Origin of the sequence: Ectobacillus funiculus (assembly GCF_004138295.1) — a bacterium.
GTDB lineage: Bacteria > Bacillota > Bacilli > Bacillales > Bacillaceae_G > Ectobacillus > Ectobacillus funiculus.
In genome coordinates this window covers 46,933-60,214 of record NZ_SCFM01000031.1, presented here as the reverse complement: position 1 = coordinate 60,214, position 13,282 = coordinate 46,933, and the positions used below count along the sequence as shown (strand labels likewise).

Sequence of the window (13,282 nt, the reverse complement as noted above, 5' to 3'; positions counted from 1 at the left end):
TCCTTGATTAGCCGTACAAGCCGGACTGCAAAGGAACAAGCAATTGCTGGTAGGATTTATGTGCGATTTTGCAGAATTTTGGTTAAAATGGAAGAGAGCAAGTGATTTATAAGTATTTTTTCACTAAACTTTCATTAAATTTTCACCAAATTTTTGTATCATATAAGCATGATAAACTAGAGGGGAGATAGACGATGGGCTACTATGATCAAACTGAGATGACTACAAGATTTGAAGAAAAACCACAGCGTCGCAGCAGAAAGGGCTATTTTTTCTCCGGCTTTGTTGGGGCGGTTATCGGAGCTGCGACCGTGACGGCTTCGATCAACTACATACCGGCCCTTCAAAATCAAAAGGGACAGGCTTCTGTTGTACAGCAGGTGCAGCAAAGTGAAGGGACGGCGGTGCCTGTTGTGAATAACATGAAGTCGACAGATCTTGCCGGTATGATTCAAGGTGCAAAGGAAGCAGTGGTCGGCGTTATTAACTATCAAACAGCGGATACATTGGATGCGCAGGATTCCGAAGCTGGTTCCGGCTCTGGTGTTGTATATAAGAAGGTAGGAAATAAAGCCCTTGTGATTACAAATAATCATGTAGTTGAAGGGGCAAAGCGTCTTGAAGTAAAGCTTGCGAACGGAGAAAAAATTGCAGCAAAGCTTGTTGGAGCAGATCGTTGGCTTGACTTGGCTGTTATCGAAATTGATGGAACGAACATTAAGACAGTTGCAACGCTTGGTGATTCTGATAAAGTACGTGTTGGAGAGCAGGCAATTGCCATTGGGAATCCGATTGGTTTAGATGGAACAGTCACAGAAGGTATTATCAGCAGCAAGAATCGTGAAATCCCGGTAGATGTTGATCAGGATGGCAGCGCGGATTGGCAGGCAGAAGTATTGCAAACAGATGCTTCGATTAACCCAGGTAACAGCGGTGGCGCATTGTTTAATGAGAACGGCGAAGTAATCGGCATCAATTCCAGTAAAATTGCACAGGAAGCTGTGGAAGGAATCGGTTTTGCAATTCCAATCAATGTGGCAAAACCGATTGTTGAATCACTTGAAAAATATGGAAAAGTGCAACGTCCGTTTCTAGGAGTACAGCTTCGTTCTCTGGATGAAGTGTCAACGTACGCAAGCAGACAATTAAACCTTCCAACAGAAGTGACAGGTGGAGTCATTATTTTACAAACAACTGCAAATTCTCCTGCGGCAAAGGCAGGCTTGCAGCAGTATGACGTGGTTGTGGCGCTCGATGGTCAAGAAGTGAAGGACTCTGTACAGCTCCGGAAGTACCTATATGAAAAGAAAAAAATTGGAGATGAAATGAAGGTAACCTTCTATCGTGATGGGAAAAAACAGGAGGAAACCATCAAGCTTGATGCAAATGCCGACTAAGGGAATAGACCGTTTCTATTGAAATGGTCCTTTCTCTTTTTGTATAATCTTGGGAAAGGAGGGGTTATAATGACAATTCAAAATCCAACACGCACTGAAATTGGCGAACTGTTAAAGAAAAGTAAAACGATTGCAGTAGTAGGGTTATCCGATAATCCGCAGCGAACGTCTTATATGGTTTCAAAGGCTATGCAGGATGCAGGCTATGATATTATTCCAGTAAATCCAAATGCGGAGTATATCCTTGGAAAAAAAGCCGTAAAATCGTTAAAAGATATTGAGGGTCATGTTGATATTGTTAATGTGTTCCGACGCTCTGAGCATTTAATGGATGTGGCAAAGGAGTTTGTTGAAATTAATGCGGATATTTATTGGGCGCAGCTAGGATTAGAGGATGAGGAGACGTATGCATTTTTACAGGAACAGGGCTATACGGTTATTATGAATCGCTGTATTAAGGTGGAGCATGCGCTAACGCGATAGAACGTTCACAAAGAAGCCAATTGCGAGGCTTCTTTTCTGTTTGTATACTTATAATGTAGCATGAGGCATGAATGAGGTACACATACGAGGTTTTAAGGGCTGGTTATGGGGAGTTTTACTTTGTTGTAGGCATGTATAAGTTTCTAACGAGAAGTTTATTTGGCATAGACGGAAATGTTAGGGATACAGTATAAGTAGGGCTACGCCTCTGTCTTCGCCCGGGGGACAGGGCTCGCCAATCAGCGAGTTTTCTTTACAAGATAAGAAAGTGTAACTTTTTGGGGTAATGTCTAGCTCCCAAGGTCCACTTCTTGCCGCAAAATAACTTCCCTACAAAATGCAAAAAAAGCGCTTTCCATGGTGAAGAACATTTTGCTTCGGGAGCAAAGGCGGGCCTTGTCCGTTTTTCTTATTATTCCTTTTGGGATCATTGTCATTTGACTATTGATGAAGATATTCTCGTAGTCATGTATTGACAGGTTATTATTTTTCTGAAATAGTAGCTTACAGGAATCCTTGTGGGAAACAAGGATTTTTCTTTTATATCTTGTATATTTTATAATGGGTGTCTATACTTGCCAACATAGGGAGAAACAAGGTATGCTATAGAGAAAACGTATGTTCTTATCGAAAGATAGAAAGGAGTTTGGGGATTTGACACAGCATCAGTTTCAATATAACGAGGATGCAATTCAAGTGCTTGAAGGTCTAGAAGCAGTACGAAAGAGACCTGGTATGTACATTGGAAGCACAGATAGCCGAGGATTGCACCATTTAGTATACGAGATTGTGGATAATTCCGTAGATGAAGCGCTAGCGGGCTTTGGCGGTGAAATCACGGTTATGATACATAAAGATAACAGTATTAGCGTAGAGGATAAGGGGCGCGGTATGCCGACCGGCATGCATAAGCTCGGGAAGCCAACGCCGGAGGTTATTCTCACAGTGCTTCATGCTGGCGGAAAGTTTGGACAGGGCGGCTATAAGACGAGCGGCGGATTGCACGGTGTAGGCGCATCGGTCGTAAATGCGCTATCGGAATGGCTTGTCGTGACCATTAAGCGTGATGGTTTTGTGTATCAGCAGCGTTTTGAGCATGGAGGAAACCCGGTAACAACGCTTGAAAAAATAGGCGTAACGAAACAGACGGGAACGAAGATTCATTTTAAGCCGGATGCGACCATTTTTAGCACAACGAACTTCCAATATGAGACGTTGTGCGAACGTCTTAGAGAATCTGCATTTTTATTAAAGGGTATGAAAATTGCCTTAAAGGATGAGCGTAACGATTTAGAGGATATATTTCATTACGAAACGGGAATCGAGGCGTTTGTATCCTATTTGAACGAAGAGCGAGATGTGCTTCACAAGGTTGTGTTTTTTGAAGGTGAGCAGGGCGGCATCGAGGCAGAGCTGGCATTTCAGTTTAACGATGGTTATTCAGAAAACATTCTATCGTTTGTAAATAACGTCCGTACAAAGGATGGCGGAACGCATGAAGCAGGCTTTAAGACGGCGATGACACGTGTATTCAATGAATATGCGCGGAAGGTTGGGGCGCTTAAGGAAAAGGACAAAAATTTGGAAGGTGCCGATATTCGCGAGGGCTTGTCTGCAATCGTATCGGTTCGTATTCCAGAGGAACTGCTTCAGTTTGAAGGTCAGACAAAAGGAAAGCTTGGTACGAGTGAGGCTCGTTCTGCAATTGATTCGATTGTATCGGAGCATCTAGCTTACTTTTTACAGGAGAATCCAGATGTTGGCGGATTGCTTGTGAAAAAAGCAATTAAAGCATTTCAGGCGCGCGAAGCTGCTCGAAAGGCACGGGAGGAAGCGCGCAGCGGGAAAAAGAAAAAGCGTTCGGAGGCATCCTTAAGTGGGAAGCTAACGCCGGCACAATCACGCAACCCGCAAAAAAATGAGCTGTACCTTGTAGAGGGCGATTCTGCCGGCGGTTCGGCCAAGCAAGGTCGAGATCGACGTTTTCAGGCCGTGCTGCCGCTGCGCGGAAAGGTTATTAATACAGAAAAGGCAAAGCTGGCGGATATTTTTAAAAACGAAGAAATCAATACGATTATTCACGCCATTGGCGGCGGTGTTGGACAGGAATTTTCTGTTGAGGATATTAATTATGACAAGGTTGTCATTATGACGGATGCTGATACGGACGGTGCACATATTCAAGTGTTACTGCTGACATTTTTTTATCGTTATATGAAGCAGCTTATTGAGGCTGGGAAGGTTTTTATTGCGCTCCCGCCGCTTTATAAAGTGAGTAAAGGAACCGGCAAAAAAGAAACGATTGAATATGCCTGGTCGGATGAAGAGCTAAAAGAAGTTACAAAACGCTTTGGCAAAGGCTATACAATTCAGCGCTATAAAGGTCTTGGAGAAATGAATGCAGATCAGCTTTGGGATACGACGATGAATCCGGAAACAAGAACGCTCATTCGTGTCAAAATCGATGATGCAGCACGTGCTGAACGCCGCGTGACCACGCTCATGGGTGATAAAGTAGAGCCGCGTCGAAAGTGGATTGAGCGAAATGTACAGTTCGGTTTACAGGAAGAAGGAAATATTTTGGAAAATGAGATGATTTCGGAGGTGGAGCAGGATGCAGGCGGAGAAATTTCATGATCTTCCGTTAGAGGATGTAATGGGCGACCGCTTCGCCCGCTACAGTAAGTATATTATCCAAGATCGGGCATTGCCGGATGCCCGTGACGGCTTAAAGCCGGTACAACGGCGTATTCTGTATTCGATGTATGTAGAGGGAAATGTGCAAGATAAGCCGTTTCGAAAGTCGGCAAAAACAGTCGGGAATGTAATCGGTAACTACCACCCGCATGGAGATTCTTCTGTTTACGAAGCCATGGTGCGCCTCAGCCAGGATTGGAAGGTGCGCAATGTGCTTGTGGAGATGCATGGCAATAACGGAAGCATTGACGGCGATCCGGCCGCAGCGATGCGTTACACAGAGGCTCGCTTATCAGCAATCGCGTCTGAGCTTCTGCGCGATATCGATAAGCAAACGGTTGAATTTGTTCCCAATTTTGATGATACGAGTGAAGAGCCTGTTGTTTTGCCAGCTATGTTTCCGAGTCTTCTTGTCAACGGTTCTACAGGGATTTCCGCTGGATATGCAACAGAGATTCCTCCTCATCATCTTGGGGAAGTAATCGATGCTGTGATCATGCGCATGGATAATTCGCTTTGTACAGTCAATGACCTGCTAACTGTTATGAAAGGGCCAGACTTTCCGACCGGGGGCATTATTCAAGGTCTGGAAGGGATTAAAAAGGCATATGAGACAGGTCGAGGGAAAATTATTATTAGAGGCAAGGCCGCTATTGAGCATATGCGCAGCGGCAAGCAGCAAATTGTTGTAACGGAAATTCCATATGAGGTAAACAAGGCGAATCTTGTCAAAAAAATGGATGATTTGCGTATCGAGAAGAAACTGGACGGCATTTCAGAGGTGCGTGACGAAACAGATCGCACTGGTCTTCGCATTGTCATTGAACTGAAAAAAGATGCAAATGCGGAGGGGATTTTAAATTATCTGTACAAAAATACAGAACTGCAAATCCCGTATAATTTTAATATGGTTGCGATTCATAACCGCCGTCCGAAGCTGCTCAGCCTGCCACAAATATTGGATGCTTACATCGCGCATCAAAAAGAGGTAGTCACAAACCGTTCCCAGTATGAACTGCGAAAAGCGCAGGATCGTCAGCATATTGTGGAGGGGCTGATGAAGGCACTTTCCATTCTGGATGAAGTCATTGCAGCAATCCGTGCGTCAAAAGATAAGCGTGATGCGAAGGACAATTTAATTGCAAAATTCGCATTTACAGAGGCACAGGCGGAGGCAATTGTTTCATTGCAGCTATATCGTTTAACCAATACAGACATTACAGCGCTGCAAAAAGAGGCAGAAGAACTCAATGAAAAAATCAAAGAGCTGCTGCTCATTTTGAATAGTGAAAAAAAGCTTCTTCAAGTCATTAAAACAGATTTAAAGCGTGTTAAAAAAACGTATGCGGATGAACGACGTACGCTGATTGAAGAGGAAATTGAAGAAATTAAGATTGATATGGAAGTGATGATTCCGCAGGAGGATGTCATCGTTACAATTACAAAAGAAGGTTATATGAAGCGAACAAGCTGGCGTTCCCATAATGCTTCGAATGGAAAAGATTTTGGTATGAAGGAAGGGGACCGTCTGCTTGCTCGCCTCGATATTAACACGACGGATACCGTTCTTTTGTTCACTAATAAGGGGAATTATTTGTACTTGCCTGTGTACGAGATGCCGGATATACGATGGAAGGATTTAGGTCAGCACGTTGCGAACATTGTTTCCCTGGAAAAAGATGAGACTATGGTTGCTGCGGTTCCGGTGCAGAATTTCGAGGAAGACAACCGCTTTTTAGTATTCGTGACAAGAAACGGAATGGTGAAGAAAACAGAACTCAAGCAGTATAAGGTGCAGCGTTATTCTAGAGCGCTCGTTGCTGTGAACGTGAAAAACGGTGATGAAGTAGTGGATGTACTGCTGACGGATGGAAATCAGGAGCTTGTACTTATTACGCACAGTGCGTATGCTTTGCGCTTTCATGAGGGGGAAGCGAGTGCTGTTGGTGTTCGTGCCGCGGGTGTGAAAGGAATGAATGTAAAGGAAGACGACTATGTAGTGAGTGGCCTTACATTGCAATCGGCTGATGATTTCCTTATTCTTGTTACACAGCGCGGAGGCGTGAAAAAAATGAAGGTATCTGAAATTGAACTATCGTCTCGGGCGAAGCGTGGACATTTAATATTTAAAGAGCTAAAGGCAAATCCTTATCGGATTGTCGGAGTGGAAATAGCGGATGATGCTTATAGGATGTTCGTGAAGCTAGAGAGACGAGGCGCTGAAGAACTTGATATACAATCGTTAAAAGAAAAAGACCGTTATAGCAATGGTACGCTCATGATTGATGTGAATGAAGCTGGTACCGTTACAGAAGTTTGGAAGGTAGCTAAACAGGAAGGCTGAAGAAACTCTTGTCCGAAGGAATTCGGGCAGGAGTTTTTTCTTTGCACTTTAGGAAAGTATAAATTTCTAGTTGGATGCCAATTCGACGTAGCGAGAAATTTTAGGAATAAAGGATAAGGGCAACTACGCCTCTGTCTTCGCCCAAAGGCAGGGCTCGCCAATCGGCGGGTTTTCTTTATAAAATAAACTTTCCAGGGCGTTGTCCAGCCCCCGCGGTCTGCTCCAGCCTCCAGAATATACGGAAGCCCTCCATGTTCGGAAAAATAGTGTTAATTCCTGCGAAAGGTATAACGCTGCCTTTTTTTGTCACAAATTTGTAACATTTTGCAGAACCAATGTCGAGAAACGCAAAAAAATCTAGAATGATAGTAGGTTGTACAAATGAGATGCTTCCTGTATCATTTAACTAAATATTTATAAAATTCAGAAAAACAAGGGGGTAACAGGGTGGCTTTTAAAAAAGGAATGGCACTAGCTTTGTCCGCAGCGCTGGTATTTGGAGTTTTGGCAGGTTGTGCTAGTAAGACAGAGCAAACGGGAGCAAGCACATCGTCAGGCAGTGACGGAAAGGTCATTAAGATTGTGACGCAGTCTCCATTATCAGGCGGATCTGCAACGCAAGGGGAAGCAATTAAGCTTGGAGCGCAATTACAAATAGAGGAACAAAAAGAGGCGTTTAAAAAGCTTGGATTTGAGCTGCAGCTCGTTCCATATGATGACCAAGCCGACCCGAAAAAAGGCGTAGCCAATGCCCAGTTAGTTGGTGCAGATAAAGCTGTTCTCGGTGTAGTAGGGCATATGAACTCCGGAGTAGCGATTCCCTCTTCAGAAGTATATGAGAAGAACAACCTTGTTATGGTATCTCCAACAAATACAGCAACGGAGGTTACAGACCGTAAATTAAAATCGGTAAATCGCATTTGTGCCCGTGATGATTTCCAAGGTCCAGCGGGTGCAGAATACGCAGTCCAAACGTTGAAGGCAAAGAATATTTTTGTTATTGATGATAAAACAGCCTACGGTACAGGATTGGCAACGGCATTTAAGAAGGCTGCCGAGAAGCTTGGTGCACAAATAGCAGGTTATGAATCGATTACAGTGGGTGAAAAGGACTTTAACGGTGTATTGAATAAAGTGCTTGCGAAAAAGCCTGACTTAATTTATTTCGGCGGTTTATATGCGGAAGGTGGATTGCTCCTGAAGCAGGCGCGTGAGAAAGGTATTACAATTCCGTTTATGGGCGGTGATGGCTTAGATTCTGGTACGCTAGTAGAAATCGCAGGAACAGCAGCAAAAAATACATTTTATACGTCAATTGCGGCTGACCCAGCAAAAACAGAGAAAGGCAAAAAGTTTATTGAGGATTACAAAAAGAAATTTAACAAAGAGGTTGAAGGGTACTCTGCTTACGGCTATGATGCTGCGGGGGTTGTTCTACAGGGAATTAAAGATGCAATTGCGGCAAACGATAATAAGCTTCCGACTCGCGAGCAGGTGCGCGATGCTGTTCGCAGCATTCAAAACTATGAAGGTGCTGTAACGAAGGTAGGCTTTGACGAAAAAGGAGATAATAAGTTTTCAAAAATCTATATTTATAAATTAAATGAATCGAAATATCCTGGCACTCAAGAAGGAGAGGTAAGCAATACGAAATAAAACAAAAAAGAGGTGTGGAAAGTATTCCATGCCTCTTTCCATTATCCACTCATCCGAAGTTGTTTGGTGGTGTGAAAAATAGAGAAATCATTAAAAGAGGAGGGAGAACATGCTGGCAGAAGTACTTCATACGTTACCGCAAGTATTGCTTGATGGCTTAACATTAGGTACAGTATATGCCATCGTCGCACTGGGCTATACGATGGTATATGGAATTCTAGAGCTCATTAACTTTGCGCACGGGGAAATTTTTATGACGGGTGCTTTTATTGGAACAGCAATTTTTCTCACGATGGCAGGATTCGGCTGGATTGGAGCCATGCCAGCAATTCTTGCGCTTATTCTAGTTCTTGTAGCATCATCGATCGTAACGGGAGTGTTAGGAATGGGAATTGAGCGAGTTGCTTATCGACCGCTTCGGAAAGCGCCAAAACTGATCACGCTTATTACAGCTATTGGAGTTTCTTTCTTGCTGCAGGATATAGTTCGTTTTATTACAGAATTTAAGAAAGGGAACTATATTATTACAGCTCCTTCTTTATTTACAGACCAAGTTACAATTCATACATCTTCTATGCTATCAGTCTTTAACAATGCGCAAATGAGGTCATCCTCTTTTATTCTCATTATGATAGCTATTGTGATGATGGTTGCGCTCGATTTCTTTGTGAACAGAACAAGATGGGGTATGGCAATGCGTGCTGTGGCACAGGACCGTGAAACTGCAGCGTTAATGTCTGTAAACGTGAATAAAGTAATTTCGCTCACGTTTTTTATAGGCTCTGCTCTTGGCGGTGCCACAGGCGTTTTGTTTGCTATCCAATATGGAACAATCGATCCGTATATCGGCTTTATTCTTGGGATGAAGGCTTTTACAGCCGCAGTTATGGGCGGTATTGGCAATATTCGTGGTGCGATGGTTGGGGGTGTTTTACTCGGTGTAATCGAGATGTTCGCATCCGCTAACTTATCCGTGCTTACTCACGGTGTACTAGCCGCAGAATACAAGGACGTTTTCGCGTTTGCGATCTTAATCATTGTCCTTATCTTTAAGCCTGAGGGACTCTTCGGTAAAGCAGTTATCGAGAAAGTGTAGGTGAGAGCGGATGAAAACATTGCTGAAACAATTACAAGAAAGTGCAATCTTGCAGATGATTGTACTCACGCTATACATTGTGATTACTTCTCTTAGTCTCTATCTAGCGGAAAAATCAGTGACAGCTTTTTTGCTTCTATTATTCTCGCTTTTGCTGCTATATTATACAAAGTTTTCAGTAAAGATAAAGTGGGCGCTAGGATTGTTCGTAATGATTGTACTGCTTCCATTTACGGCAAGTGCTGGTCCGGCATATGAATCGTACATGGAAGTAGCGACTTTAGTCGGTATTTATGTAGCAATGGCTCTCGGACTAAACATTGTTGTCGGCTTTACTGGTCTTTTAGACTTGGGCTTCGTCGCTTTCTTTGCGGTTGGTGCTTATACATACGGTATTTTTGCGACAGGACAAGCCCAGAATTTTATGCCGTTTGGAGAATACCCGCTTTCAGGAGAAAGCTTTTGGCTGTTTCTTGTGATTGGCGGATTGATTGCAGCATTATTTGGGGTACTTCTGGGGATTCCGGTTCTTCGTGTCAAAGGTGATTACTTAGCGATTGTAACGCTTGGCTTTGGTGAAATTATCCGCATTGTGTTCAATAACCTAGACAAGCCAGTCAACATTACAAACGGCGCAATGGGGCTTTCCTCGATTCAGGCACCATCCTTGTTTGGTCTTACCTTGAATAATTCAAGTCAGTTTTATTACGTTGTAATTGCTATTTTGTTATTCGTTATTTTTGCTGTCAGACGCTTGGAGCATTCTAAAATTGGCCGTTCTTGGAAGGCTGTACGTGAAAATGAAATTGCTGCGCAAGCGATGGGCATCAATCTTGTGCGTGCAAAGCTGCTTGCATTTGCCATCGGTGCTTCCTTCTCCGGCATGATGGGTGTTGTATTTGCTGGTAAACAAGCATTTATTGACCCGACCAGCTTTACGCTCATGGAGTCTATCACGATTCTTGTTATGGTAATTTTAGGAGGCATGGGCAGTGTGCCAGGTGTTATTTTGGGCGCCGCTATCATGACTATTTTGAATTTGCAAGTACTAACAGAGCTGACAAATTGGCTGAATCAAGTAAGCCAATCTGGTGCTTTCGCAGTTCCCGAAGCTTTATCTCCAGCTAAAATGCAGCGTTTTATCTTTGGCGGTATCTTAATTCTGTTTGCGATCTATCGTCCGCAAGGGCTTATTCCGGCAAAGAATCCAGTTTTTAACGAAGCAGAGCTAAAGGGAAGCGCAAAGGTAGGGGTAGTGGAAAAAGTAGAAGATAAGGTCTTTGGATCCTAAGGGGGAGGGAAAGTATATGTCCATTTTACAAGTATCCCATTTGACAAAGCGGTTTGGCGGTGTTGTCGCTGCAAAAGACATTTCGATGACAGTCGAAAACGGGTCTATTACCGCGGTGATCGGTCCGAATGGTGCCGGAAAAACAACATTTTTTAATATGATTACAGGGGTATATAAACCAGACGAGGGAGAAATTTGGCTTGGAAACCAATCGCTTGTTGGTTTAAAGGCGCATGATATTTCAAAGCGCGGAATCGCTCGTACCTTTCAGAATATTCGTTTGTTTGGCAGTATGACGGTACTTGAAAATGTGATGGTGGGCTTGCATAATCATATCAAAGGCGGGCTGTTTGGAATATTGCTGAATGTACCGAGCATTCGCCGTGAGGAGAGGGAAGCGCAAAAGGAAGCCTATCGTTTGCTTGAATACGTTGGATTAGCGCAATTTTTGAATGAAGAAGCGCAAAATCTTTCTTACGGTGCGCAGCGCCGCCTAGAGCTCGCTCGCGCTCTTGCCGCAAAGCCAAAGGTGTTATTGCTGGATGAACCAGCAGCAGGAATGAACCCGAAGGAAACAAAAGAGCTGACAGAGTTAATTTATTGTGTGAGGAAGGAGTTTGATGTAACAATTATTCTAATTGAGCATGACATGAAGCTGGTTATGGAAATTTCTGAGCATATTATCGTTCTCGATCATGGAGAGAAAATTGCTGAAGGAGGGCCTCTCGACATCCGCAGCAACCCTAAGGTGATTGAAGCATATCTTGGAAAAAACGCGCTCGCGCAGTAAAGAACGGGAGGGATTTTATGTTACAGCTTGTAGACGTCCATGCATATTATGGCGGAATTCATGCATTAAAAGGATTGAATATGACAGTGGAGAAAGGAGAGATTGTTACGCTAATTGGCAGCAATGGAGCAGGAAAATCTACTACATTGAAGACAATTAGCGGACAGGTTATCCCTAAGACAGGAAAAGTGTTGTTTCATGGAGGGGATATTACGAAACAGCCGCCGCATCTTACGGCGCTGTCAGGAGTTGCGCACGTTCCAGAAGGCCGCCGCATTTTTCCTCGCTTAACCGTACTTGAAAATCTCGAAATGGGTGCTTTTTCTGTAAAGGATAAGAAGGTTATCAAGGACCGGATGGAGCGGGTGTTTCACTACTTTCCGCGTATAAAGGAACGGTTGAGTCAAAAAGGCGGAACGATGAGCGGCGGCGAGCAGCAAATGCTTGCAATCGGCCGTGCGTTAATGAGCCAACCGGATTTACTTATGCTAGATGAGCCTTCTATGGGACTCGCGCCGATTGTTGTAGAGCAAATTTTTGAAATCATTACGGAGTTAAACAAAGAAGGCATGACGATTTTACTTGTTGAGCAAAACGCCTATCAAGCACTTCAAATCGCACATCGCGGTTATATTATCCAAACGGGTGAAATTAAAATGGCTGGCTTGGGAAAAGAGTTAATCAATGATGATATCGTAAAAGAAGCATACTTGGCTTGACATAAGCATCCTCTCCGTGAATGGAGGGGCTGTTGGCTTTTGTAAAAAGGGCATTAAGAAAATAGCTGCTGATAAAACAAAGAGAAGTAGAATGTCTTAAGGAAGGAAGAAGATAATGGATTATCTTTTATTCGTATATGGAACGCTTCGAAAGGGGGAAAAAAATCATTATTTAATTCGCAAGGCGGAGTGTATAGAACAAAATGTATATATATTTGGATCGATGTATGATACAGGAGCTGGTTATCCAGCCATTCGGTTAGACGCCAGCCAGAAGGTATGTGGGGAATTGTATAGGATTGATGATGAGATGCTGCGGATAGTAGACCGTCTAGAGGGATATCGGCCTGAAAGAAACGAAAATTTGTATGAAAGAATACATATACAGGTCTTTGCAGAGGACAGGGAATACGAGGCTCTTGTATATGTTGCAGGCGCTTCGCTCAATGATTTAACAGACTGTATTCAGAGTGGAGACTGGGTGGAGTATAGGAAGAAGCGTATATGATTGGGCGATAAAGTTTGTACAAAAGCTTGTTTCTTCATATACTCTATGGTATGATAATAAAGCGATGAGCTGAATTGCATAAGTCGAAGAACATGCTTATAAAGCAAAACGTTTGGATGTGGCCTTACGGTTTTTCGCCGCAATACGCAGACGCCTATGTACATAGGCGTCTTTTTATTTTTGTATTAAAATTATTGAATTCAAAATAAAAAGTTTGTTATCTCTATCAACGGAATCTTCGCATTGGGGTTTTACTATGGCTCACCGTAAAATGAAGAACATTACTGCTTTTATTAGATAA

10 protein-coding genes are annotated in these 13,282 nt (G+C 43.2%); all 10 read left to right on the top strand.

All coding sequences use genetic code 11. The features are described 5' to 3' along the window. Nucleotides 1-194 precede the first annotated feature (194 nt). The gene (locus EP737_RS18335) at nucleotides 195-1,397 is read left to right on the top strand and encodes a trypsin-like peptidase domain-containing protein (RefSeq protein WP_129729632.1); all 1,203 of its coding nucleotides are present in this window, start codon (nucleotides 195-197) and stop codon (nucleotides 1,395-1,397) included. 69 nt (nucleotides 1,398-1,466) lie between these two features. Then, nucleotides 1,467-1,880 carry a CoA-binding protein gene (locus EP737_RS18330; protein WP_129729630.1) on the top strand — a complete coding sequence of 138 codons (414 nt, stop codon included), beginning with the start codon at nucleotides 1,467-1,469 and terminating at the stop codon, nucleotides 1,878-1,880. 654 nt (nucleotides 1,881-2,534) lie between these two features. Next, the gene (parE, locus tag EP737_RS18325; protein WP_129729628.1) at nucleotides 2,535-4,517 is read left to right on the top strand and encodes a DNA topoisomerase IV subunit B; all 1,983 of its coding nucleotides are present in this window, start codon (nucleotides 2,535-2,537) and stop codon (nucleotides 4,515-4,517) included. Next, nucleotides 4,495-6,921 carry a DNA topoisomerase IV subunit A gene (gene parC / locus EP737_RS18320; RefSeq protein WP_129729626.1) on the top strand — a complete coding sequence of 809 codons (2,427 nt, stop codon included), beginning with the start codon at nucleotides 4,495-4,497 and terminating at the stop codon, nucleotides 6,919-6,921. Before parE ends, parC begins: the two co-directional genes overlap by 23 nt. Nucleotides 6,922-7,368: 447 nt before the next feature. Further along, nucleotides 7,369-8,577, top strand: a complete 1,209-nt coding sequence (locus tag EP737_RS18315) for a branched-chain amino acid ABC transporter substrate-binding protein (RefSeq protein ID WP_129729624.1) — start codon at nucleotides 7,369-7,371, stop codon at nucleotides 8,575-8,577. A gap of 109 nt (nucleotides 8,578-8,686) precedes the next feature. Next, entirely contained in the window at nucleotides 8,687-9,673 is a 987-nt protein-coding gene (locus tag EP737_RS18310; RefSeq protein ID WP_129729622.1) for a branched-chain amino acid ABC transporter permease, read from the top strand. Between the two features lie 10 nt (nucleotides 9,674-9,683). Continuing rightward, a complete protein-coding gene (locus tag EP737_RS18305; protein ID WP_129729620.1) occupies nucleotides 9,684-10,964 on the top strand; it encodes a branched-chain amino acid ABC transporter permease in 1,281 nt (426 codons plus the stop codon). Between the two features lie 16 nt (nucleotides 10,965-10,980). Next, complete coding sequence (locus EP737_RS18300) at nucleotides 10,981-11,754, top strand: ABC transporter ATP-binding protein (protein WP_129729618.1); 774 nt, start codon at nucleotides 10,981-10,983, stop codon at nucleotides 11,752-11,754. Between the two features lie 17 nt (nucleotides 11,755-11,771). Continuing rightward, nucleotides 11,772-12,473 (top strand): ABC transporter ATP-binding protein, encoded by a 702-nt coding sequence (locus tag EP737_RS18295; protein WP_129729616.1) that lies wholly within the window; start codon nucleotides 11,772-11,774, stop codon nucleotides 12,471-12,473. A 115-nt stretch (nucleotides 12,474-12,588) separates the two neighbouring features. Beyond that, the gene (locus tag EP737_RS18290) at nucleotides 12,589-12,981 is read left to right on the top strand and encodes a gamma-glutamylcyclotransferase family protein (protein WP_129729614.1); all 393 of its coding nucleotides are present in this window, start codon (nucleotides 12,589-12,591) and stop codon (nucleotides 12,979-12,981) included. Nucleotides 12,982-13,282 lie beyond the last annotated feature (301 nt).